Source organism: Streptomyces sp. NPDC047315 (genome assembly GCF_040643215.1).
GTDB lineage: Bacteria > Actinomycetota > Actinomycetes > Streptomycetales > Streptomycetaceae > Streptomyces.
The window spans coordinates 25229-47743 of sequence record NZ_JBEYTZ010000018.1 but is presented as its reverse complement, the minus strand read 5'-3'; the positions used below and the strand labels follow the sequence as shown (position 1 = coordinate 47743).

26 protein-coding genes are annotated in these 22515 nt (G+C 71.8%); 6 read left to right on the top strand and 20 right to left on the bottom strand.

Features of this window, described 5'->3' with window-relative positions:
• Positions 1 to 209: 209 nt before the first annotated feature.
• Both ABZ842_RS21440 and ABZ842_RS21435 read right to left on the bottom strand, forming a co-directional pair.
• On the bottom strand, positions 210 to 428 hold the full coding sequence (locus tag ABZ842_RS21440; RefSeq protein WP_361538719.1) for a hypothetical protein: 219 nt from the start codon (positions 426 to 428) through the stop codon (positions 210 to 212).
• A 382-nt stretch (positions 429 to 810) separates the two neighbouring features.
• Positions 811 to 1092, bottom strand: a complete 282-nt coding sequence (locus ABZ842_RS21435) for an acylphosphatase (protein WP_361538717.1) — start codon at positions 1090 to 1092, stop codon at positions 811 to 813.
• A gap of 213 nt (positions 1093 to 1305) precedes the next feature.
• On the opposite strand from ABZ842_RS21435, the gene ABZ842_RS21430 reads away from it, so the two are divergent.
• Positions 1306 to 2190, top strand: a complete 885-nt coding sequence (locus ABZ842_RS21430; protein ID WP_361538716.1) for a CAP domain-containing protein — start codon at positions 1306 to 1308, stop codon at positions 2188 to 2190.
• A 74-nt stretch (positions 2191 to 2264) separates the two neighbouring features.
• Here ABZ842_RS21430 and mutM read toward each other — a convergent pair whose 3' ends face one another.
• From mutM to ABZ842_RS21385, 9 genes are all read right to left on the bottom strand, one after another.
• The gene (mutM, locus tag ABZ842_RS21425) at positions 2265 to 3119 is read right to left on the bottom strand and encodes a bifunctional DNA-formamidopyrimidine glycosylase/DNA-(apurinic or apyrimidinic site) lyase (protein WP_361538714.1); all 855 of its coding nucleotides are present in this window, start codon (positions 3117 to 3119) and stop codon (positions 2265 to 2267) included.
• Positions 3120 to 3292: 173 nt separating this feature from the next.
• Entirely contained in the window at positions 3293 to 4129 is an 837-nt protein-coding gene (gene rnc / locus ABZ842_RS21420; RefSeq protein ID WP_361538712.1) for a ribonuclease III, read from the bottom strand.
• Positions 4130 to 4148: 19 nt separating this feature from the next.
• Positions 4149 to 4322 (bottom strand): 50S ribosomal protein L32, encoded by a 174-nt coding sequence (rpmF, locus tag ABZ842_RS21415; RefSeq protein ID WP_361538710.1) that lies wholly within the window; start codon positions 4320 to 4322, stop codon positions 4149 to 4151.
• A 2-nt stretch (positions 4323 to 4324) separates the two neighbouring features.
• Complete coding sequence (locus tag ABZ842_RS21410; protein ID WP_361538708.1) at positions 4325 to 4930, bottom strand: DUF177 domain-containing protein; 606 nt, start codon at positions 4928 to 4930, stop codon at positions 4325 to 4327.
• A gap of 211 nt (positions 4931 to 5141) precedes the next feature.
• A complete protein-coding gene (locus ABZ842_RS21405; protein ID WP_361538706.1) occupies positions 5142 to 6248 on the bottom strand; it encodes a cell division initiation protein in 1107 nt (368 codons plus the stop codon).
• A 77-nt stretch (positions 6249 to 6325) separates the two neighbouring features.
• Positions 6326 to 6805, bottom strand: coding sequence for a pantetheine-phosphate adenylyltransferase (gene coaD, locus ABZ842_RS21400; protein ID WP_361538704.1), 480 nt, complete (start codon positions 6803 to 6805; stop codon positions 6326 to 6328).
• Between the two features lie 26 nt (positions 6806 to 6831).
• Entirely contained in the window at positions 6832 to 7434 is a 603-nt protein-coding gene (gene rsmD, locus ABZ842_RS21395; protein WP_361538702.1) for a 16S rRNA (guanine(966)-N(2))-methyltransferase RsmD, read from the bottom strand.
• Positions 7435 to 7512: 78 nt separating this feature from the next.
• The gene (gene recG / locus ABZ842_RS21390; RefSeq protein ID WP_361538700.1) at positions 7513 to 9732 is read right to left on the bottom strand and encodes an ATP-dependent DNA helicase RecG; all 2220 of its coding nucleotides are present in this window, start codon (positions 9730 to 9732) and stop codon (positions 7513 to 7515) included.
• Between the two features lie 67 nt (positions 9733 to 9799).
• Positions 9800 to 11551 (bottom strand): DAK2 domain-containing protein, encoded by a 1752-nt coding sequence (locus ABZ842_RS21385; RefSeq protein ID WP_361538698.1) that lies wholly within the window; start codon positions 11549 to 11551, stop codon positions 9800 to 9802.
• Between the two features lie 302 nt (positions 11552 to 11853).
• Here ABZ842_RS21385 and rpmB point away from each other — a divergent pair, with 302 nt between their 5' ends.
• On the top strand, positions 11854 to 12039 hold the full coding sequence (gene rpmB / locus ABZ842_RS21380) for a 50S ribosomal protein L28 (protein ID WP_003957616.1): 186 nt from the start codon (positions 11854 to 11856) through the stop codon (positions 12037 to 12039).
• A 159-nt stretch (positions 12040 to 12198) separates the two neighbouring features.
• Here the strand turns inward: rpmB and thiD are convergent, their stop codons facing one another.
• Together thiD and ABZ842_RS21370 are read right to left on the bottom strand one after the other, a co-directional pair.
• Positions 12199 to 13002 (bottom strand): bifunctional hydroxymethylpyrimidine kinase/phosphomethylpyrimidine kinase, encoded by an 804-nt coding sequence (gene thiD, locus ABZ842_RS21375; protein WP_361538696.1) that lies wholly within the window; start codon positions 13000 to 13002, stop codon positions 12199 to 12201.
• A complete protein-coding gene (locus ABZ842_RS21370) occupies positions 12999 to 13961 on the bottom strand; it encodes a thiamine-phosphate kinase (protein WP_361538694.1) in 963 nt (320 codons plus the stop codon). Before ABZ842_RS21370 ends, thiD begins: the two co-directional genes overlap by 4 nt.
• A 300-nt stretch (positions 13962 to 14261) precedes the next feature.
• Here ABZ842_RS21370 and ABZ842_RS21365 point away from each other — a divergent pair, with 300 nt between their 5' ends.
• Entirely contained in the window at positions 14262 to 14495 is a 234-nt protein-coding gene (locus ABZ842_RS21365; RefSeq protein ID WP_361538692.1) for an Lrp/AsnC ligand binding domain-containing protein, read from the top strand.
• Positions 14496 to 14515: 20 nt separating this feature from the next.
• Complete coding sequence (locus ABZ842_RS21360) at positions 14516 to 15007, top strand: DUF3515 domain-containing protein (RefSeq protein ID WP_361538690.1); 492 nt, start codon at positions 14516 to 14518, stop codon at positions 15005 to 15007.
• Between the two features lie 43 nt (positions 15008 to 15050).
• Here the strand turns inward: ABZ842_RS21360 and ABZ842_RS21355 are convergent, their stop codons facing one another.
• The 3 genes from ABZ842_RS21355 to ABZ842_RS21345 are packed head-to-tail and all read right to left on the bottom strand — an operon-like array spanning position 15051 to position 18048.
• Positions 15051 to 16211: a D-alanine--D-alanine ligase family protein gene (locus ABZ842_RS21355; protein WP_361538688.1), complete on the bottom strand. Its 1161-nt coding sequence runs from the start codon at positions 16209 to 16211 to the stop codon at positions 15051 to 15053.
• A 59-nt stretch (positions 16212 to 16270) separates the two neighbouring features.
• Positions 16271 to 17299 (bottom strand): NAD(P)H-dependent glycerol-3-phosphate dehydrogenase, encoded by a 1029-nt coding sequence (locus ABZ842_RS21350; protein WP_361538686.1) that lies wholly within the window; start codon positions 17297 to 17299, stop codon positions 16271 to 16273.
• A complete protein-coding gene (locus tag ABZ842_RS21345) occupies positions 17296 to 18048 on the bottom strand; it encodes a lysophospholipid acyltransferase family protein (RefSeq protein ID WP_361538684.1) in 753 nt (250 codons plus the stop codon). Before ABZ842_RS21345 ends, ABZ842_RS21350 begins: the two co-directional genes overlap by 4 nt.
• Before the next feature lie 194 nt (positions 18049 to 18242).
• Here ABZ842_RS21345 and cofC point away from each other — a divergent pair, with 194 nt between their 5' ends.
• Both cofC and ABZ842_RS21335 read left to right on the top strand, forming a co-directional pair.
• Positions 18243 to 18935, top strand: a complete 693-nt coding sequence (gene cofC / locus ABZ842_RS21340) for a 2-phospho-L-lactate guanylyltransferase (protein ID WP_361538682.1) — start codon at positions 18243 to 18245, stop codon at positions 18933 to 18935.
• A 62-nt stretch (positions 18936 to 18997) separates the two neighbouring features.
• Positions 18998 to 19201: a hypothetical protein gene (locus ABZ842_RS21335; RefSeq protein WP_361538680.1), complete on the top strand. Its 204-nt coding sequence runs from the start codon at positions 18998 to 19000 to the stop codon at positions 19199 to 19201.
• Positions 19202 to 19316: 115 nt separating this feature from the next.
• Here ABZ842_RS21335 and ABZ842_RS21330 read toward each other — a convergent pair whose 3' ends face one another.
• The 4 genes from ABZ842_RS21330 to leuC form a co-directional block, all read right to left on the bottom strand.
• Complete coding sequence (locus ABZ842_RS21330) at positions 19317 to 19943, bottom strand: HU family DNA-binding protein (RefSeq protein ID WP_361538678.1); 627 nt, start codon at positions 19941 to 19943, stop codon at positions 19317 to 19319.
• A gap of 154 nt (positions 19944 to 20097) precedes the next feature.
• Positions 20098 to 20325, bottom strand: a complete 228-nt coding sequence (locus ABZ842_RS21325; RefSeq protein WP_361538676.1) for a hypothetical protein — start codon at positions 20323 to 20325, stop codon at positions 20098 to 20100.
• Between the two features lie 114 nt (positions 20326 to 20439).
• Positions 20440 to 21033, bottom strand: coding sequence for a 3-isopropylmalate dehydratase small subunit (gene leuD / locus ABZ842_RS21320; RefSeq protein ID WP_361538674.1), 594 nt, complete (start codon positions 21031 to 21033; stop codon positions 20440 to 20442).
• Between the two features lie 5 nt (positions 21034 to 21038).
• Positions 21039 to 22472, bottom strand: a complete 1434-nt coding sequence (gene leuC, locus ABZ842_RS21315; RefSeq protein ID WP_361538672.1) for a 3-isopropylmalate dehydratase large subunit — start codon at positions 22470 to 22472, stop codon at positions 21039 to 21041.
• Positions 22473 to 22515: the final 43 nt, after the last annotated feature.

Below are 22515 nucleotides of genomic sequence, written 5' to 3'. Positions count from 1 at the left end.
AGCCGGACTCTACCTTTCGCGTCGCTCGATGCCTTCACGACGACCGGTGGTCATGTGCGGTTTCACCGTTCAAGGTGCAGGGCACATCTGTCATGAGGGGTGAGATCGCGCATTCGAGTGGTTCGAGTGGAGCGAAGCAGGAAAGAAAGAAGGGACGCCGAGGCGTCCCTTGCATATCTTGGTGCGATGGATCTCCGGCAGATCCGTGCTCAGGTGAGCGCGGGTTCCGCCTGGGGTACGTCGATGTCGATGCCGTCAAGCAGCGACTCTCGGGGGTGCTGGGCGACGGCAGCGTTCAGCGCGTCGTTCTCGGACTGGATCCGTACGAGCTCGGATTCGAGATCCTGGACGCGCTGCTGGAGCCGTCGCATCTCGGCGAGGAGTCGCGGGTCGGTACCGCCGACGTAACCGAGAAGCGCCTTTGCCATGATGGATGGTCCTCCACACTGAGTGACCGACCGATGCGGTGTGGGTCGTGAGGGATTCGCACCCGCGGTGCTCGACAGTGCTGTGGTTCTTGCGGTGTCACTGCGATTCCTACTGCCAAACAGCTAAGGTGCGCGGGGCTTCCAGAGTCTCACCAAAAAGTTTGACGGTCAACACGATCACACCCCGCAGGAGGGGGCGAGCCGGCGGGCGCACGGCCGCGGACGCCGCGGCGGGGCCTCTTCTCCGGGCCCCGGGGGCGTGGAGATCATCCTTACGGCCGCAGCCTGGCACGAGACGTCCTTATTGGCAACCACCAGGTCGTTTCTGCCTCCGGCAGGTGCCCGCGACAACTCTGCCGCACCTCCGTTCGGGTGCATCGGCTCAGCGGATCGCGAATCCGTCGTAGCCGCCGCGCGGCGTGTCCCAGATCTCAGTGACTCCGTCGACTCGTCCGGGTGTGTCGCCCGAGCGCAGCCACTCCAACAATCGGTGGCAATTCTCACGCGGCCCCTCCGCCACGACCTGAACTCGGCCGTCGTCGAGATTGACGGCGAATCCGCTGAGCCCTCCGATCTCCAAAGCGTTTGCCCTGGTGAACCAACGAAATCCCACTCCCTGTACTCGACCGCGCACCCAGGCGGTGAGTCGTGCCGCATCGCTCATGGCTGCACGGTAGCCGTCGGATTGCTCACGAAGGCACTTCCGTCGCTCGACCCATGGCGTACAGTCCCCTCGCAATGGACGTCACCCGTTCGGGTGAGCCGCTTGCGGTTTTGCCTGGATGGAGACCGGTAAGCGATCAGTTCGGCCAGGGGGCGGAGCGACGGCCCCTGTGCGCACGACCGTCGGAATTGGGCACGAGGAAGGCACAGCCAGATGGGACGTCACCGAAGCCCGGGCAAGCGCAGGGGCCGCCCCGTACGCACCGGCCTGCTCGGTGCATCGGCCGCCGTGGCCATGGGGGCCGTTGCGGTCGCATCCGGTCTGCTGCCCGGTGGTGACGTGCTGACCGTCGGCGGGGACAAGTCGTCCGGCGGGCCGCTCCGTTCCGACGGCCCGGCGACGTTGCAGACCCAGGGCGACTCCGGCGCGACGCCCACCACTCAGCCGCCCGCCGCGGGCCCCACCGCGCCGCACCTGCCGTCGACCTCGCCGACGGGTTCGCCCGCCGGCAAGCCGTCCGCGAAGGCCGGCACCGAGTCCCCGGGCTCCGCGGCTCCGAAGTCCTCCGCGCCCGAGTCGCCCGCGAAGTCGGGGAAGGCGGGGCAGTCGGGGGAGACGACGGAGAAGAAGACCGTGCCGCCGCAGCGCAGCGCGCCGTCCACCGCGTCCTCCTCGCCCGAGCGCTCCGCGCAGCCGCAGCAGCGCGCGGCGACCTCCTCCGAGACCAAGCTGGAGTCGCAGGTGCTGGCGCTGGTGAACCAGGAGCGCGCCAAGGTGGGTTGCAGCCCGGTGCAGTACGACGCCGCCCTCGCCAAGCTCGCCGGGAACTTCAGCAGCGACATGGCCAAGCGCGGCTTCTTCAGCCACACGGACCCCGACGGGGACACCCCGTGGGACCGCGCCGAGCAGGCCGGGGTGAAGAACCTCGCCGCGGAGAACATCGCCCGGGGCCAGACGGACGCCGCAGCGGTGATGGAGTCCTGGATGAACAGCGACGGGCACCGCGCGAACATCCTCAACTGCGACTACAAGACCCTCGGCGTCGGGGTGCACCTGGGCGACGGCGGTCCTTGGTGGACCCAGAACTTCGGCTTCTGACCCCCGTCACACCCACGGCACGACCACGGCACGACCACGCCACGACCACGGCAGACGTCTGGCGCCCGCCGGGCTCACGCCTTCGGCGGGCGCTGGCAGCGCGGGCAGAAGTAGCTGGAGCGGTTCATCCACGGGCGGCGACGGATCGGCGTGCCGCACCGCCGGCACGGCTCGTCCTCCCGACCGTAGGAGTCCAACGACCGGTCGAAGTACCCCGATTCGCCGTTCACGTTCACGTACAGGCTGTCGAAGCTGGTGCCGCCCTCCGCGAGGGCCGCGTTCATCACGTCCCGCGCGTGCTGGAGCAGTTCGGCCGCGCGGGGGCGGGTGAGCGACGCCGTCGGGCGCTCGTAGTGCAGCTTGGCGCGCCACAGCGCCTCGTCCGCGTAGATGTTGCCGACCCCGCTGATCAGCGTCTGGTCCAGCAGGGCGCGCTTGACGGTGGTACGGCGCAGACGCAGCGCCGCGATGAACGCCGCGTCGTCGAAGGCGGGGTCGAGGGGGTCGCGGGCGATGTGCGCGATGACGTCCGGGATCCCGTCGGGGGTGTTCTCGTGCAGCGACAGGCCGCCGAAGGTGCGCTGGTCGACGAAGCGCAGCTCGGTGCCGATGGTGTCGTCGAAGCGGACCCGGACGCGCAGGTGCCGCTCGTCGGGGGCGCCCTCGGGCTGGACCAGCAGCTGGCCGCTCATCCCCAGGTGGCCGAGGACGGAGGTGCCGGTGGCGCCGAGCGGCAGCCACAGGTATTTGCCCCGGCGGCGGACGATGCCCACGCTGTGCCCGTTCAACTGGGCGGCGAAGTCCTCGGCACCGGCCGGATGACGGCGGACGGCGCGCGGGTGCAGCACCCGCACCTCGGCGATCGTACGGCCGCTGATCCATCGCTGGAGTCCGCGGCGGACGACCTCGACCTCGGGCAGCTCGGGCACGGGCCTCCTTAACAGGCTTCACGGACGCACCGGGGGTCCCGGTCCGCTGAACGGGCCCCGGGCGGGAACGCCCGCAGCGTACCTCTCGCCCCGGACCCAATGGCCTCGGGCCCCCTTCCCCGCAGCGGCGGAAGGGGGCCCGATGGCGTCGTGCGCGCGGAGGGGGCGCGGGATCAGGCCGTGGCGGCCTGATCCGGGTCCCCGGTGGGCGGGGCGACAGCCGGGACGGAGGGCGCGTCGGCCTCCGCCGCGGCGGCTGCGGCGCGCTGGTCGGCGGCGGCGCGGATCTCCCGCCAGGCCGACTCGGCTGCCTGCTGCTCCGCCTCCTTCTTGCTGCGGCCGGTGCCGGTGCCGTACGAGACACCACCGACGCGGGCAGCAGCAGTGAAGGTCTTCTCGTGGTCGGGCCCCGTCTCGGTGACGAGGTACTCCGGCACACCGAGCCCTTCGGCCGCGGTCAGCTCCTGGAGACTGGTCTTCCAGTCCAGGCCCGCGCCCAGGTTCGAGGACTTCTCGATCAGCGGGTCGAAGAGCCGGTGCACCAGCTCGGACGCCGCTTCGAGTCCCTTGTCGAGATAGACCGCGCCGATCACCGCTTCTAGGGTGTCGGCGAGGATGGACGCCTTGTCCCTGCCGCCCGTGCCTTCCTCGCCCCGGCCGAGCCGGATGAAGGAGCCCAGGTCGAGCCCACGGCCGACATCGGCAAGCGCACGCGAGTTCACCACCGCGGCCCGCAACTTGGCCAGCTGGCCTTCAGGCAGGTCGGGGTGGGTGCGATAGAGGGTGTCGGTGACCACCAGGCCGAGGACGGAGTCCCCGAGGAACTCCAGCCGTTCGTTGGTGGGCAGTCCGCCGTTCTCGTACGCGTACGAGCGATGCGTCAGCGCACGCACCAGAAGGGCGGACTCGACTTGATAGCCGAGCCGCCCTTCCAGAAGCGTGTGGGACGAGGCTGCGTTGGCTGCGTTGATGTTGTCCGCCGACTTGCCGGTCTTGGACAGCTCAGACATCGGGCCTCTCACCAGCCGCTCAGACCGCGAGGACCTGGCGCTTGTTGTAGGTGCCACAGCTGGGGCACGCGATGTGCTGCAGCTTGGGCTCCTGGCAGCGCTCGCACGCAACCAGGGTGGGGACCGCAGCCTTCCACTGCGACCGGCGGTGGCGCGTGTTGCTGCGCGACATCTTCCGCTTCGGAACAGCCACGGCTACTTCTCCTGCTTCTCGTCGACGCCAGCTGCGGCGCCGCCCATGTTGTCCTTCTCGCCGTCCCTCATGGTGTCGGCGAGTCCTTGCAGTGCCGCCCAACGGATGTCGAGGGCATCGTGGTGGTGGTCCGGGTCGTCGTTCAGCCGGGCCCCGCACTGGGTGCAGAGGCCGGCACAGTCCTCCCGGCACACCGGCTGCATCGGCAGTGCGAGCACCACCGCGTCACGCAGCACCGGCTCAAGGTCGAACAGGCCGTCCTTGAGGAAGACGACGTCCTCGCCCTCGGCGTCGTCGCCGGCTTCCGCGGCTCGGCCGCGGCTCCGGTCGTCGGCGTCGGGGTACGTGAACATCTCCTGGAACTCCGCGACGACATCGAGGCGCAGCGGCTCCAGACACCTTACGCACTCCCCCTCGGCCGACGCACGGGCGGTGCCCGTGACGAGCACCCCTTCCATGACCGACTCCAGGCGGAGCTCCAGCTCGACGGCGTCTCCCTCGGGGACGCCGACGACCCCCTCGATGCCGAGGTCCTTGGGCGCGGGCACGGAGCGGGTGAGCCGCTGCAGCGCGCCAGGACGCCGACCCAGCTCGTGCGTGTCGAACACGAGGGGGTTGCGGTGGTCGAGGCGGGCGTTCAGTGCTCTTCCTGCTTTCGGATCGTGCCGACGCTTCGAGGCCGAGGCGTCAGGGAGGAGGGGCCGCCGCCCTCGGAGAGAGGGTGCCGGGCAGCCGGGATCGCGGGGGTACGCGCGACCGAAGAGCCAGGATACTGGACGGGGCGCCGTCGGCCCAATCCGGCCCCGGACGACGAGTGCCTCAGTGGCCCTGTTCGTACCGTCGCAGTTGCGCCATGTCGATCATTCCGGTGTCGAAGAAGCTGGTCTCGTCCAGGGCCGCCGGCTGCTGCTGCGGGGGCGTGCGGTCCGGATCCGGGTAGGCGTAGGGGCCCTGCGCGGCGTACGGCTGCGGCTCCTGCCGGGCGTACGCCGGCGCAGGCTCGTGCTGCGACTGCTGCTGCTCGCCGTAGGCGGCGTACGGGTCCCGGCCCGCGTACGGATCCTGGCCGGCGTACGGGTAGGGGTCCTGGCCCGCGTACGCCGCGGGCTGCGCGGCTGGGGCGTGCAGCGGGTACGGAGGGGCGGCGGGCGCCCGCGGCTCGGGCTCGGCAGCCGGGGGCGGCGGGTCGGCCAGCTCCGCGAGTCCGGCCAGGTAGTCGGCGTCGCTGGTGGCCGTGGCGGCGCCCCGCGGCGCACCCGCGGCGTCCTGGGCCGCAAGGTGCTCTTCGAGGCCGTCGCCGGCCGTACGCCCCTGGAGCTTGAGCCGGCCGCGCCCCACCGCGTCCAGGGTCTTGCCGAGCACCGCCTCGAAGGCGCCGAGCTTGGCCGCCACGTACGCGTCGGCGCGGTCGATCAGGATCTGCGGGTCCGTGGAGTACTCGGGGGCGTCGGCCTCCGGCAGCCCCTGCTCGTCCAGGCCGGGCCCGCGGCCCAACAGCTTCTCCCGGCCGCGGTCCACCGAGCCGATGGTCTTGGTGAGGACGACCTCGAAGTTGGCGAGTTTGGAGTCGACGTACTCGTCGGCCTCGGCGCGGATCTCCTCGGCCTCCCGGCGGGCCGCGGCGACGATGCGTTCGGCCTCGTCCTGGGAGTGCCGGGCGACCTGGGAGTCGGCGATCAGCGAGCCCCGCTCGGCGTGCGCGCCGTCGATGATGCGCCGGGCCTCCTCGCGCGCGCCGGCGAGCTGTCGGTCCCGGTCGCCCAGGACCTCCTGCGCCCGGGCGAGGGAGTCGGGCAGCGCCCGCCGCACCTCTTCCAGCAGGGCGAGCAGTTCGGCGCGGTTGACCACGCACGAGGCCGACATGGGCAGGGACCGGGCGCTGCCGACCGCCTCGACGATCTCGTCGAGCTTCTTGTGCACGTCCACCGTGGTTCGCCACTTCCTGCGCTGTTACGAGACGGACGGCACGACTGTACGGCCAGCGGGGCGGGCCGCGGAGCGTTTCACTTCTCGGCGAGACGCCTGACCAGGGCCTCGTGGACGGCCGGCGGCAGCAGGTGGGAGACGTCGCCGCCCCAGGCGGCGACCTCCTTGACCAGGCTGGAGGAGAGGAAGCTGTAGGTGGGGTTGGTCGGGACGAAGAGGGTCTCGACGCCCGAGAGGCCGTTGTTCATCTGGGCCATCTGCAACTCGTAGTCGAAGTCGCTGACCGCCCGCAGGCCCTTGACGATGGCGGGGATGTCCCGCTGTTTGCAGAAGTCGACCAGCAGTCCGTGGTGGGACTCCACCACGACGTTCTCGTACTCGCTGGTGACCTCGCGGATCAGGTCCATCCGCTCGTCGACGGTGAACAGTCCCTGCTTGGACTTGTTGATCATCACCGCGACGTAGACGACGTCGTACAGCTTGGAGGCGCGGGCGATGATGTCGAGGTGTCCGTTGGTGATGGGGTCGAACGACCCCGGACAGACTGCGCGGCGCACTGGAAGTCCCTCGCTCTCCGGTCCGGTCATGGGGCGTCTTCACGTGGTGGGGCCTCGTCGCAGACGGAGGCGGCGCGACCGTACCAAAACGTTCCCTCGCCGTAGCGACGGGACCTCAGGGGTTCGAAACCCCGTGGCCAGCCGAAGGTGCCGCCTCTGGTGCTGCGTTCCACGGTGACGAGCGCGTCGTCAGCAAGCCACCCCTGGGTGCGGAGTGTGAGGAGGATCTCCCGAAGATCATCGTCCGTGACGGCGTACGGCGGATCGAGGAAGACCACGTCGTACGGGACCTCGGGCGCCGGACCCGTCACGATCTGTTCCGCTCTGCCCGAGCGCACTTCGGCGCCGGGCAGCCCGAGGGCCCGGACGTTCTCCCGGACCACGCGCGCGGCCCGGGCGTCGGCCTCCACGAGCAGGGCGTGTGCGGCGCCCCGGGAGAGCGCCTCCAGGCCCACCGCGCCGGAGCCGGCGTACAGATCGGCGACCCGGGTGCCGGACAGCGTCCCGAGCAGCGACTGCCAGGTGGAGAAGAGGCCCTCGCGCGCACGGTCGGAGGTGGGGCGGGTGCCGGTGCCGGGCGGGACGGCGAGGCGGCGTCCGCCGGCCGCACCGGCGATCACGCGGGTCATCTCAGTCCTCGGGGTCGATCGGCCGAGCGCGGTGCGTCGATCGGCGCGGGCCCGGGGCGGGTCCGTGCGATCAGTCTCTCAGCCCTTGTCGAGGTATTGCTCCCGCTCCTGGTCGAGGAGGGCGTCCAGCGCCGTGCGCAGCTCGGGCAGCCGCTCCAGCTCCGGATCGTCCTGGACCACGGCGACGGCCTCTTCGCGGGCGGCCCCGATGATCTCCTCGTCGTCGATGACGGCGAGCACCCGCAGCGAGGAGCGGACGCCGGACTGGGCCTGGCCGAGGACGTCGCCCTCGCGGCGCTGCTCCAGGTCGATGCGGGAGAGCTCGAAGCCGTCGAGGGTGGCGGCGACGGCGCCGAGCCGGGCCCTGGCGGGGCTCGCCTCGGGCGCCTCGCTGACCAGCAGGCACAGCCCGGGGGCGGAGCCGCGGCCCACCCGGCCGCGCAGCTGGTGGAGCTGTGAGACGCCGAACCGGTCCGCGTCCATGATCACCATCGCGGTGGCGTTGGGGACGTTCACCCCGACCTCGATCACGGTGGTGGCGACGAGCACGTCCACCTCGCCGGCGGCGAAGCGGCGCATCACGTCGTCCTTGTCGTCCGGCGCCATCCGGCCGTGCAGCACCTCGACGCGCAGGCCGGCCAACGGGCCGCGGGCGAGTTGGTCGGCGACGTCGAGCACGGCGAGCGGGGGGCGCTTCTCCGCGTCGTCTCCCTCGGGTCCTTCGGCCGCCTTCTTCTTCTGCGCGGGCGCGTCCTCGTCGTCGCCGATGCGGGGGCAGACCACGTACGCCTGGTGGCCCTTTTCGACCTCCTCGCGGATCCGCTCCCAGGCGCGGCTCAGGAAGTGGGGCTTGTCCCGGGCGGGGACGACGTGGCTGGCGATCGGGGAGCGTCCGGCCGGGAGCTGGTCGAGTACGGAGGTCTCCAGGTCGCCGAAGACGGTCATCGCGACCGTGCGGGGAATGGGGGTGGCGGTCATGACCAGGAGGTGCGGGGGCTGCTTGCCCTTGGAGCGCAGGGCGTCCCGCTGCTCGACGCCGAAGCGGTGCTGTTCGTCGACGACGACCAGGCCGAGGTCGTGGAACTTGACCTTGTCCTCGATCAGGGCGTGGGTGCCGATCACGATCCCGGCCTCGCCGGTCACCAGGTCCAGCAGCGCGCTGCGGCGCGCGGCGGCGCCCATCGAGCCGGTGAGCAGCACGACCTTGGTGGCCTGCTCGGCGCCGCCCAGCATGCCGCCCTCGGCGAGTTCGCCCATCATCTCGACGACGGAGCGGTGGTGCTGTTGGGCGAGCACTTCGGTGGGGGCGAGCATGGCGGCCTGGCCGCCGGCGTCCACGACCGCGAGCATGGCCCGCAGCGCGACCAGGGTCTTTCCGGAGCCGACCTCGCCCTGGAGCAGTCGGTGCATGGGGTGCTCGGTCGCCAGGTCGTCGAAGATCTCGCCGGTGACCTTGCGCTGGCCGTCGGTGAGCGTGAACGGCAGCTTGGCGTCGAAGGCGTCCAGCAGCCCGCCCGCGCTGGGCCGGCGGGCGACGGCGGGCAACTGCGCGTCCGCGTGCCGGCGCCGGGCGAGGGCGACCTGGAGGACGAACGCCTCGTCCCACTTCAGCCGGGCCCGGGCGTCCTCGACGTCGGCTTTGGTGTGCGGCCGGTGGATCTTGAGCAGCGCCTCGGGCAGCGAGGGGAAGCCGCGGCCCTCGCGCAGGGCGTCGGGCAGCGGGTCGACCGCGTCCCGCGCGCGCGGCAGCACCGCGTCCACCGCCTTGGCGACCTTCCAGGACTCCATGCCCTTGCAGGCGGGGTAGATCGGGATCAGGGCGCCGGCCCAGGACTCGATCGCGGACGCGTCGGAGGCTTCGGCTCCGTCGGTGGCCGTGCCCAGCTTGGCGTACGTGGGGTGGGCGAGCTGGAGCCGGTGGTTGAACACCGACACCTTGCCGGCGAACATCGCGCGGCTGCCGGGCAGCAGCTCCTTGTGGGGCTTGTGCACCCCGCGGCCGAAGAACACCAGCTGAAGCCGGCCGCTGCCGTCCGTGATCGTGACCTCCAGCCGCTGGCCGCGCCCTCCGTTGAAGGTGTGCACCCGGGCGTCGGCGACCTGGGCGACGACGGTCACCTCCTCGTCGAGGGGGAGGTCGGAGAGGTGGGTGAGCTGGCCCCGCTCCTCGTACCGCCGTGGGTAGTGGTGCAGCAGGTCACCGACCGTGTGCAGGCCGAGCTGCTCGCCGAGCACTTTGGCGGTCGCCGGGCCGAGGGTCTTCTTGAGGGGTTCGCTCAGGACGGACACGGGGTCCATTGCACACCACGGCACTGACAAAAGCACTGACGGCGGCCCGGGCGGAGCGCAGCGCGGCGGGCGGCCCTCACTCCACGCCGATCAGCAGGGGGCTGGTGGCCGGCCCGCCCTCGTACACGACCGTGTCGACCGCGAGGTGGCGTTCGCGCACGTGGCGCTCAAGACGGGCGGCGAGCCCCGGGCCGTCGGGCAGGTCGGCCGCGAGGACCAGGGTCACCAGCTCCCCGCCGGCGGAGAGCATCCGGTCGAGGACGGCGGTCGCGGTGTTCGTCACGTCCGATCCGATGACGGCGACGTCGCCGTCGATCAGGCCGAGGACGTCACCGGCCTGGCAGACGCCCGCGGTGGTCCAGGAGCGGTGCTCGGCGACGGCGAGTTCGCCGTAGCGGGTGGCGCCCGCGGCGGCGGTCATCGCGACGACGTCCTCGTCGAAGCGGCGGCCCGGCTCGTGGACGGCGAGGGCGGCGATGCCCTGGACGGCGGCCCTGGTCGGGACGAGGGCGACGCGCACCCCTTCGCCCCTGGCCTGCTCGGCGGCTGCCGCGGCGGTGTGCCGCAGTTCGGCGGAGTTCGGCAGCAGGACGACCTCGCGGGCGTGCGCCCGGCGGATGGCCTCGACCAACTCGCCGCTGGCCGGTGGCTCGCCGGGGCGGGCGAGCACGGCCGTCGCGCCCGCATCGGCGCACAGCCGGGCGAGCCCCGTGCCGGGCACCACGGCGACGACGGCGCGCTGCGCCCGCTCCGGCACGGGCGCCGCACCGGAAGCGCCGGCCCCGATGGTGACGGCGCGGCCGGTACGGTCCTGCCCTGCCGGCGCGCGGTCGGTCAGCCGGGCCGCCTCGCCGTGCGCGGTGGCGCCGTCGTGGGTCGTGAGGTGCGTGATGCGGATGCGGTGCGGGCGGCCCGCTTCGACGCCGGCCTCCACGGCGGCGCCCGCGTCGTCGACGTGCACGTGGACGTTCCACAGCCCGTCCCCGCCGACGACGACGAGGCAGTCCCCGAGCGCGTCCAGCCTGCCGCGCAGCCGGGCGACCGCGGCGTCCTCGGCCTCCAGGAGGTAGATCACCTCGAAGGCCGGGCCTTCGGTGGCGCACGCGTCCGCGGGCAGCGCCGGGACGGGGCTCAGCGGGGTGCGGGGGCGGGCGGGCGGGGGCGGTGCCTGGCCGGTGACGGCCTCCAGCAGCGCTCCGAGTACGGCCAGCAGCCCCTGGCCGCCGGCGTCCACGACCCCGGCCCGCCCGAGCACCGCGAGCTGGGCGGGCGTCGCCTCCAGGGCCGTCCGTGCGCCTTCGTACGCGGCCCGGACGGCGCTGCGGGAATCGGCGGGCGCTTTCGCCGCGGCCTTCGCCGCCGCGGAAGCGACCGTCAAGATGGTGCCCTCCACCGGATGCGCCACCGCCTCGCGGGCCAGCTCAGCGGCCCGGTGCAGCGCGTTCGCCAGGTGGTCGCCGTCGCCCAGCCGGTCCGCCATCCCGCGCAGCAGTTGGGCCAGGATCGTGCCGGAGTTCCCGCGCGCGCCGAGCAGCGCCCCGTGGGCCATCGACCGGATGACCGTGGGCAGGTCGGGGGCGGGGTCGGCGGGTGCCAGGGCCGCCTCGTGGGCCGCGAAGACGGCCTCCACGGCCGTCGCCGCCGACTCCACCGTCAGATACAGGTTGGTGCCGGTGTCCCCGTCCGCGACGGGGTAGACGTTGATGGCGTCGATCTCCTCGCGCTCCTGCCCGAGCGCTTCCAGCGCCTTGGCGCACCAGGCCCGTACCGCCGTGGCGTCGAGGTCATGCGGCGGCTGGTTGTGCGGCACCTGGACGGCCTCCTGCATCGGGCTCCATCGAGCTCCATCGGGCTGTGGCTGTGTTCCCTGTCGGGCTCATTTCGGCGGGTCTCCCCGGCGCTCGCACCGCAGGGTAGACCCCGTGGCGGGCGCCACCGCGGGCAGGTCGGGCCGGTCGAGCGGGGAAGACGTCATGGTAGTTTCGTCAAAGGGACGCAGCCGTTGTATGCTGCTGCGGTTGCCTGATGAGAATCAGGCCGTTCCCCCGGCAAAGCCACCAATCAGCACCTACTGATTTCCGGCACGCCGGAAATTCACTGTACGTGCATCTGAAGTCTTTGGAGTGACCCGTGGCTGCCAACTGCGACGTCTGCGGCAAGGGGCCGGGCTTCGGCAACAACATTTCGCACTCGCACCGCCGTACGTCCCGTCGCTGGAACCCGAACATCCAGCGCGTGCGTGCCGTGGTCGGTCGGACGCCGAAGCGGCTCAACGTCTGCACCTCGTGCATCAAGGCCGGCAAGGTCTCGCGCTAACGCCGACGCAGGTCGCTAGCGCAGCCCCTGCGGTTGCCTTGACAGCCGGTCCACCCTCGGGTGGGCCGGCTGTTTCGCTGTGCGCTCTTGCCGTGACCGCGCATGCGCAGCGGTACGGGCCGGGGCGCACCGTCCCCGGGCCCGTACCCGTACGCGTACCTAGGTCGTCCTCCAGGCGTGCCGGACCGGGCCGATGCCGCCGCCCAGCGGGAAGCCCGCCGCGATCGCGCCGGTGACGTACTCCTTCGCCGCCGCCACCGCATCGGGCACGGCCCGCCCCTTCGCCAGCTCCGCCGCGATCGCGGACGCCAGGGTGCAGCCGGTGCCGTGGGTGTGCCGGTTGTCGTGGCGCGGGGCACGCAGCCAGTGCTCGTCGGTGCCGTCCGTGAGCAGGTCCAGCGCGTCCCCGGCGAGGTGCCCGCCCTTGATCAGCGCCCACCGCGGACCGAAGCCGAGGACCGCGTCGGCGGCCCGCCGCATCCCGTCCTCGTCGTCCGCCTCGACGCCGGTGAGCTGTCGCACCTCGTCCAGGTTGGGGGTGGCCACGGTCGCCACCGGGAGCAGCCGGTGGCGTACGGAGTCCAGCGCGGCGGTCGCCAGCAGCGCGTCCCCGTGCTTGGAGACCCCGACCGGGTCGACGACGACGGGCGCTTCGGTCGCGGCGAGCAGTTCCGCGACGGTCTCCACCAACTCGGCCGAGGCCAGCATCCCGGTCTTCACGGCCTGGACGCCGATGTCGTCGACGACGCTGCGGTACTGGGCACGCACCGCCTCGGCGGGCAGTTCCCAGTAGCCCTGCACGCCCAGCGAGTTCTGCGCGGTGACGGCGGCTATCACGCTCATGCCGTGGGTGCCGAGCGCGAGCATCGTCTTGAGGTCCGCCTGGATGCCGGCGCCGCCGCCGGAGTCCGAGCCTGCGACGGTCAGGACGCGCGGCGGCGCCTGGGCGGCGAGGGCCGTCATGTGGTTCCTCCGAAGTGGTCCCAGCCGCTCTTGGTGTGCCAGGGGGCGCCGTCCACGGTCACCTGCGGTGCGGCCGACGGGTGCAGGACCTCCCCGATCACCTTCCAGCGGGCCGGCAGCTTCGCGTCGGGCGGGAAGGTCGCCACGATCGCGTGGTCCTCCCCGCCGGTGAGCACCCACTGCACCGGGTCGACGCCGACGGCCTGCCCGATGTCGTTCATCTGCGTGGGGACGTCGATCGCGCCGGAGCGCAGGTCGATGCGGACCTTGCTGGCCTCCGCGATGTGCCCGAGGTCGGCGATGAGCCCGTCGCTGACGTCGCACATGGCGGTCGCGCCGAGGCCGGCCGCGGCCGGGCCCGCGTGGTACGGCGGCTCGGGCCTGCGGTGCGCCTCGACGAAGGCGCGCGGCGAGCGGAAGCCGCGGGAGAGCACCGCGTGGCCGGCGGCGGACCAGCCGAGCCAGCCGGTGTACGCGACCACGTCGCCGGGGCGCGCCCCGGAGCGGGTGACGGGTTCGTGGCCCCGCAGGTCGCCGAGTGCGGTGATGGCGAGGGTGATCAGGTCGCCGCGCACCACGTCCCCGCCGACCACGGCGGCGCCCGCGACCTGGCACTCGTCCCGGATGCCGTCCATCAACTCGGTCGCCCAGGTGACGGGGAGGTCGGCGGGGACGACGAGGCCGAGGAGCAGGGAGGTGGGGACGGCGCCCATGGCGGCGATATCGGCCAGGTTCTGGGCGGCGGCCTTGCGCCCCACGTCGTACGCCGTCGACCAGTCGCGCCGGAAGTGCCGTCCCTCCAGCAGGACGTCCGTGCTCGCCACGACCCTGCGGTCGGGCGCGGCGACGACCGCGGCGTCGTCCCCGGGTCCGAGCCGGACCGCCGGGGTGGCGGTCAGCCGGGAGGTGAGCTCTCTGATCAGCCCGAACTCCCCCAACTCCCCCACAGTGCCCTTCACCCGAGTCTCACCTCTCCGTCGTCCCCGCCGGACCACCCGGCCGAGCTGTCGTGCTGTGGTGTGCCGTCCGCACCCGCGGTCGCGAGCGGTCGCTGGCCGCCTTGACGGTGGATACCGTCGGAAGATGCGTCAACGTCCGCTCGACGCACGCCACACTACGGACGCCACCCCGCGCGCAGGTCTCCCCGCGACCGGTGGTGACGCGATACCGTGGCGTCCCTTTCTCCCCCCTGGGGCTCCCCCACCGCAGGCACCGAGGGCGCCGGTGGCGAGCGACCCCGGGGCCGCCCTGGAGGTTCCGTGGTACAGGCGTACATCCTGATTCAGACCGAGGTGGGCAAGGCGTCCGCGGTCGCCGAAACCATCGGGAAGATCCCGGGGGTGATCCAGGCCGAGGACGTGACCGGACCGTACGACGTGATCGTGCGCGCGCAGTCCGACACGGTGGACGAACTCGGCCGGCTGGTGGTCGCCAAGGTCCAGCAAGTGGACGGCATCACGCGAACCCTGACCTGCCCGGTCGTGCACCTGTAGCCCCCGTCTACGCTTGGCCGGTGACTTCCGTTCGCCGGCCCCGGTCCGTCTCACCGCTCACCAGTGCCGCCGCCGTGGCGGCGGTGCTGCTCGCCCTCGCCGGGTGCACCCGGCAGGACGCGTCGATCGCCGCTCCCAACCCGCCCGCCGAGGAGGCGGCCCTGTGCACGGCGTTGGACGGGGCGCTGCCGGAGTCGGTCGGCGACACGGACCGCTCCGACCCCGAGCCGGCTTCGGAGTTCACCGCGGCCTGGGGCGACGCGGCGATCGTACTGCGCTGCGGCGTCCCGCGGCCCGCGGCGATGGACGACCCCGCGTCGGACGCCGTCGAGGCGAACGGCGTGGGCTGGATGGTGGAGCGGCTGGCGGACGGCTCGCGCTTCACCACCACGTACCGCGAGACCTACGTCGAGGTGACGATGGGCGGGAAGTTCGCGGGGGACGCGACGCCGCTCGCGCAGCTGGCCGACGCGGTCGAGGAGACCGTGCCGGCCACGCTGGAGCTGCCCTGAGCCACGTCGGCCGCGTCGGTGCCGCCGTGCGGCACCGGGCCGTTCAGCGCAGCCCGGTGGTGCGGCGCAGCGCCGCCTGGACGAGCCGGTCGACCAGCTCCGGGTAGGAGACCCCGGTCTCCTGCCACATCCGCGGGTACATGGAGATCGGCGTGAAGCCGGGCATGGTGTTGATCTCGTTGATCACGAACCGGCCCTCCTCGGTGAGGAAGAAGTCGGCGCGCACCAGCCCCTCGCAGGACGTCGCCTCGAAGGCGTCCACGGCGAGCCGTCGCACCTCGGCGGTCTGCTCGGCGGTGAGCGGCGCGGGCACGATCCCGGGCGCCGCGTCGATGTACTTGGCCTCGAAGTCGTAGAAGTCGTGCGACTGGACGCCGGGGATCTCGGCCGGGACGCTGGCGCGCGGGCCGTCCTCGAACTCCAGCACTCCGCACTCGATCTCCCGGCCGCGCACCATCGCCTCCACGATGACCTTGGGGTCGTGGCGGCGGGCCTCCTCGATCGCCTCGTCCAGCTCGCCCAGGGAGTCGATCTTGGTGATGCCGAAGGAGGAGCCGGCGCGGGCGGGCTTCACGAACAGCGGCCAGCCGTGGTCACCGGCGAAGGCGACGATCTTCTTCCGGGCGGCGGCGGGGTCCTGCTCCCACTCGCGCGGGCGGATCACCTCGTACGGGCCGACGGCCAGCCCGTACGAGACGAAGATCCGCTTCATGTACTCCTTGTCCATGGCGACGGCGGAGGCGAGCACCCCGGAGCCGACGTACGGCACCCCGGCCAGCTCCAGCAGCCCCTGGATGGTGCCGTCCTCGCCGTACGGGCCGTGCAGCACCGGGAAGACGACGTCGACCTCGCCCAGCGCCTTGGGCACGGCGCCCGGTTCGCTGTAGACGACCTCGCGGTTGCCGGGCTCGACGGAGAGCACCACCGCACCCGTGGTGGACTCGGCGAGCTGGTCCACGCTCGGGGTGGCGCGTTCGCTGATCGCCATCCGGTCGGGGTCGTCGGCGGTCAGCGCCCAGCGGCCCTCGGCGGTGATGCCGATCGGGACGACGTCGTACTTCGTCCGGTCGATGGCCCGCAGCACGGCACCGGCGGTGACGACGGAGATCCCGTGTTCGGAGCTGCGCCCGCCGAAGACGACGGCCACGCGCGGCTTGCGCGACGGCTGCTGGTCGGGGCTCTGGGGGAGGTTCTCGGTGCTCATATCGCCCTGAGACTACCGTGCGAACCGTCATCCGGACGGGGCGGCACAAGGGCCTGGGGTCAGCGGCGTTCCGCCTTGGCGCTGCGCGACATCAGCTCCTTGAGCGCGACCAGCGGCGGCTTGCCGTCGTGGACGATGTCGACGACGGTCTCCGTGATCGGCATGTCGACGCCGTGCCGACGCGCCAGATCGAGCACCGACTCACAGGACTTGACGCCCTCGGCGGTCTGCTTGGTGACCGCGATGGTCTCCTGGAGCGTCATGCCCTTGCCGAGGTTCATCCCGAAGGTGTGGTTGCGCGACAGCGGCGACGAGCAGGTCGCCACCAGGTCGCCGAGGCCGGCGAGACCGGAGAAGGTGAGCGGGTCGGCGCCCATGGCGAGGCCGAGCCGGGTGGTCTCGGCCAGGCCCCGGGTGATCAGGGAGCCCTTGGCGTTGTCGCCCAGGCCCATCCCGTCCGCGATGCCGACGGCGAGACCGATGACGTTCTTCACCGCGCCGCCGAGTTCGCAGCCGATGACGTCGGTGTTGGTGTACGGGCGGAAGTACTGGGTGTGGCAGGCGGCCTGGAGCCGCTGCGCCACCCGCTCGTCCCGGCAGGCGACGACCGCGGCGGCGGGCCTGCGCTGGGCGATCTCCCGGGCGAGATTGGGTCCGGTGACCACGGCGACCCGGTCGGCCGGCACCTGGGCGACCTCCTCGACGACCTCGCTCATCCGCTTCGCGGTGCCGAGTTCGACGCCCTTCATCAGGGAGACGAGCACGGTGTCCGCGGGCAGCTCCGGCGCCCAGGCGGCGAGGTTGCCGCGCAGGGTCTGGGAGGGGACGGCGAGCACGGTGAAGTCGGCGCCGTCCAGGGCCTCGGCGGGGTCGGTGGTGGCGCGCAGCCCGGCCGGCAACTCGATGCCGGGCAGGTAGTCGGGGTTGGTGCGGGTGGTGTTGACGGCCTCCGCCAGTTCGGCGCGACGGCCCCACAGGGTGACCCGGCACCCCGCGTCCGCGAGGACCATGCCGAAGGCCGTCCCCCAGGAGCCGGTTCCGAAGACGGCGGCCCTGACCGGTCCGGCGCGGTGTGCGGAGTTCGTCACTTGGGTCCTTCCCCTGCGGCCTTGCGCCGCTGTTCTGCACGGGCCTTGCGGTGGTCCCACGGTTCGACCGGCGCCTTCTCGCCGCGGATCTCCTCCAGCAGCGCGGTGATGTCGGCCATGATCGCCTCGGTGGCCTCGCGCAGCACCTCGGGCGTGGGCTCCAGATCGTAGAACCTGTCGAGGTCGACGGGCGCTCCGGCCCGTACGATCAGGGTCTTGCGGGGGAAGAGCCGCAGCCGGTCGTGCTGCGCGTACGGCGGCATCGCGAGGTTCGCGCCCCACTGGGCGACCGGGACGACGGGGACCCTCGTCTGGAGCGCGATGCGCGCGGCGCCCGTCTTGCCGGCCATGGGCCAGGCCTCCGGGTCGCGGGTGATGGTGCCCTCGGGGTAGAAGGCGACGCACTGGCCGCGTTCGATGGCCAAGACGGCGGCGCGGTAGGCGTCCAGGGCGTTGGTGGTCTCGCGGTACACAGGGATCTGCTGGGTGCCGCGGAGCATCATGCCGACGAAGGGGGTCTTGAAGAGCCCGGCCTTCGCCAGGAATCTCGGAACGCGGCCGGTGTTGTACTGGAAGTGCGCGTACGCGAGGGGATCGAGGTGGGAGATGTGGTTGACCGCGGTGATGAATCCGCCGTCGGCCGGCATGTGTTCCATTCCGCCCCAGTCCCGTTTGAACAGAACCAACAGCGGCGGTTTGGCGATGACCGCCGCCAGGCGGTACCAGAAGCCGATTTTTCGGCGGGACACGCGGACACCCTTCCTGTGCAGACGCATACGCATAGGCATGCGAAACATGTACAGACTCGCCGGCGACCGGGTCTTTGCCCGGTTGCCGGGGGTCAAGTGTCGCCCTGGGCCCCCGGTCTGTCGAGGACACCGTACGCCCCGGTCATCGGACCGGCGCCCTGCCCCGACGCTTGCCACGCCGGGTGCGGGCCACAATGAGGACCGGCGCGCACGGACGGAGAGCTGACCTGGACACCGATGCCACGGGCCGCTGGTCACTGGTGGTCCCCCTGAAACCCCTTGCACTGGCCAAGAGCCGACTGGCGGGCGCCGCGGGCGGGATTCCGCGCCCGCAGTTGGCGCTGGCGTTCGCCCAGGACACCGTGGCAGCCGCGCTGACCTGCTCGGAGGTCCGTGATGTGGCAGTTGTCACGGACGATCCGGTGGCCGGGGCGGAGCTTTCGGCGCTGGGCGCGCGCATCGTGCCCGACCTACCGGCCGCGGGGCTCAACGCCGCGCTCGCGCACGGTGCGCGGGCGGTGCGGTCGGTGCGCGCGGACGCGGCGGTGGCCGCGCTCAATGCGGACCTCCCGGCGCTGCGGCCGTCGGAATTGGCCCGGGTCCTGTCGTATGCGAGGGGATTTTCCCGCGCCTTTCTCCCGGACGCGGCGGGTATCGGCACTACTTTGCTGACGGCGACGGAAGGGGTCGAATTGCGGCCGGCTTTCGGAGGGCCTTCCCGGCGTCGGCATTCGGCGTCGGGCGCGGTGGAAATCCCGCTGGGTGACGTCGTCTCCGTCCGGCAGGACGTCGATGCTCCGACGGACCTGACCGCGGCGCTCGCGTTGGGCGTCGGTCCGCGCACGACGGCGCTGCTCGCGCCCTGCCCGGCGGCCCCGTGCCCCTGAAGGGCCGCTCACCGGCCGCTGCGGGCGAGCCGCCGGCCCGTGCAGCGCCTACGATTTCGGGCATGCAAGCGACTTCGTACACCTACGATCCCCAGACCCGCACCGGCAGCGTCCTGCTGGACGACGGAACGCCCGTGGAGTTCGACGCCGCGGCCTTCGACGCGGGCGGGCTCAGGCTGCTGCGGCCGGGGCAGCGGGTCCGGATCGAGACCGAGGGGACGGGTGACGCGCTGCGCATCACCCTGGTGACGCTCCAAACGCTGTGACCCGCCCGGCGGTGCGCACGCCGACGGACACCAAGAGGATCGGGAACAGCCGCGGGCCGGGCTCCCTTGAGGGAGCCCGGCCCGGCGTGTGAGTGGCTGTGGCGGCAGGTGCCGCTTACCTCTTCCGCGTGGCGGTCTTCTTCGCGGTCTTGCGGGCCGTCGCCTTCTTGGCCGGGGCCTTCTTCGCGGTGGCCTTCTTCGCCGGCGCGGTCTTCTTCGCCGTGGCCTTCTTCGCCGTGGTCTTCTTCGCGGTGGTCTTCTTCGCCGCCGTGGTCTTCTTGGCGGTGGTCTTCTTCGCGGTCGCCTTCTTCGCCGTGGCCTTCTTCGCCGTGGTCTTCTTGGCCGCCGCCTTCTTCGCCGTGGCCTTCTTCGCCGCCGCCTTGGCGGTGGTCCGCGTGGAAGTGCCACCGGAGAGGCTGCCCTTGGGGGCCTTCTTCACGGAGACCTCACCGCTGCGCGGGAGCTTCTTCGACCCGCTGACCAGGTCCTTGAAGCCCTGGCCCGCCCGGAAGCGGGGCACGGAGGTCTTCTTCACCCGGACCCGCTCACCCGTCTGCGGGTTACGGGCGTACCGGGCGGGGCGTTCGACCTTCTCGAACGATCCGAAACCGGTGACCGAAACCCGGTCTCCGGCGACGACCGCCCGGACGATCGCGTCAAGCACCGCATCGACAGCGTCGGCGGCCTGCTGACGGCCGCCGAGCTTGTCGGCAATCGCTTCTACGAGCTGCGCCTTGTTCACGTCTTCCCCTTCGGAGACATTGCCGGACTGAATCTGTCCAGGCTTTTTCGCACGTTAGGCAGATATATACCGCAAATCAAACACGAAACGGGCTAATCACCCTAGTGCCGCAACGAAGTCGACCGTCGAAGTCGCTCCTTCGCGAGTGCGGACGTCAGTCGCCTTCGGGGAATCGGCCCTCGTCGAGGTCCCGCACAAAGCGGTCCAGACGACGTGCCGCATCCGGCAGATCGTGCTTCGCTGCGGCCGTGATGACCAGCAGCTTCCGGGAGAGCGCCTTCCTTACGCCTTCCGGGACTTGCAGTGCGCGCACCGCTGCGTGCGCATCCTTCAACCGGGCCGCGACCACCTCGTACATGTCGAGTTGGCTGTCGCGTTCCATGCACCGATTGTGCCATCTGGGGCGAGTTGTCGCCCGGCGGCCCCTCAACAGACGACTGCGCCCCCCGCCGAGGGGCGGGGGGCGCAGTTCATGAAAAGCGCAGATCAGACCTGATCAGACCGGAAGGGTGCGCGGTTTGAAGGCGGGCCGGGAGGTCTCGTAGGCCGCGATGTCCGCTTCGTTCTGAAGGGTGAGGCTGATGTCGTCCAGGCCGTTCAGCAGCCGCCAGCGGGCGTTCTCGTCCAGCTCGAAGGAGGCGGTGAGACCGGCCGCGCGGACCTCGCGGGCCTGGAGGTCCACGGTGATCTCGGCGGTGGGGTCGGCCTCGGTCAGCTCCCAGAGCCGATCCACCGTCTCCTGCGGCAGAACCACGGTGAGCAGGCCGTTCTTCAGCGAGTTGCCGCGGAAGATGTCGGCGAACCGGGCGGAGATGACCGTCTTGAAGCCGTAGTTCTGCAGCGCCCAGACCGCGTGCTCGCGGGAGGAGCCGGTGCCGAAGTCGGGGCCGGCGACCAGCACGGTCGCCCCCTGCCGCTCGGGCCGGTTGAGCACGAACTCGGCGTCCTTGCGCCACGCCTCGAAGAGCCCGTCCTCGAAACCGTCGCGGGTGACCTTCTTCAGCCAGTGGGCCGGGATGATCTGGTCCGTGTCCACGTTGCTGCGCCGCAGCGGGACGGCCCGGCCGGTGTGGGTGGTGAAAGCTTCCATGGTGATCAGACTCCAGCGGGCGTACGGGCGGCGTCGGCGTCGGACAGGTCCGCCGGGGAGGCGAGGTGGCCGAGCACGGCGGTGGCGGCGGCGACCTGCGGCGAGACCAGATGGGTTCGGCCGCCCTTGCCCTGCCTGCCCTCGAAGTTGCGGTTGGAGGTGGACGCGGAGCGCTCGCCGGGCGCGAGTTGGTCGGGGTTCATGCCCAGGCACATCGAGCAACCCGCGTGCCGCCATTCGGCGCCGGCGGCGGTGAAGACCTTGTCCAGACCCTCGTCGACGGCCTGGAGCGCGACCCGCACGGAGCCGGGGACGACCAGCATCCGTACCCCGTCGGCGACTTTGCGGCCGTCCAGGATCGAGGCCGCCGTGCGCAGGTCCTCGATGCGGCCGTTGGTGCACGAGCCTACGAAGACGGTGTCGACATGGATGTCGCGCAGCTCCTGCCCGGCGTTCAACCCCATGTACTCCAGGGCCTTTTCCGCGGCCAGCCGCTCCGATGCGTCCTCGTACGAAGCGGGGTCGGGGACCTTCGAGGCGAGCGGGGCGCCCTGGCCCGGGTTGGTGCCCCAGGTGACGAACGGGGAGAGCGCGGCGGCGTCGATGACGACCTCGGCGTCGAAGACGGCGTCGTCGTCCGTGCGCAGCGTCTTCCAGTACGCGACGGCGGCGTCCCACTCCTCGCCCTCAGGGGCGTGCGGGCGACCGCGCAGGTACTCGAAGGTGGTCTCGTCGGGGGCGATCATGCCGGCCCGTGCGCCCGCCTCGATGGACATGTTGCAGATGGTCATGCGGGCTTCCATCGACAGCTTCTCGATGGCCGGGCCGCGGTACTCCAGGACGTAGCCCTGGCCGCCGCCGGTGCCGATCTTGGCGATGATCGCCAGGATCAGGTCCTTGGCGCTCACGCCGTCGGGCAGCTCGCCCTCGACGGTGATGGCCATGGTCTTCGGGCGGGCCATCGGCAGCGTCTGGGTGGCCAGCACGTGCTCGACCTGCGAGGTGCCGATGCCGAAGGCCAGCGCGCCGAAGGCGCCGTGCGTGGAGGTGTGCGAGTCACCGCAGACCACGGTGGTGCCGGGCTGGGTCAGTCCCAGCTGGGGGCCCACCACGTGGACGACGCCCTGCTCGACGTCGCCGAGCGGGTGCAGCCGCACGCCGAACTCCGCGCAGTTCTTGCGCAGGGTCTCCAGCTGGGCGCGCGAGACCGGGTCGGCGATGGGCTTGTCGATGTCGAGGGTCGGGGTGTTGTGGTCCTCGGTCGCGATGGTGAGGTCCAGGCGCCGCACCCGACGGCCGCCGAGCCTGAGGCCGTCGAACGCCTGCGGGCTGGTCACCTCGTGCAGCAGGTGCAGATCGATGTAGAGGAGGTCGGGCTCGCCCTCGGCGCGCCGGACGACGTGGTCGTCCCAGACCTTCTCCGCGAGTGTCCTACCCATCGCTTTCCCTCCGGCCGGCCACGGTGCCGGCACTGCTAGAGAT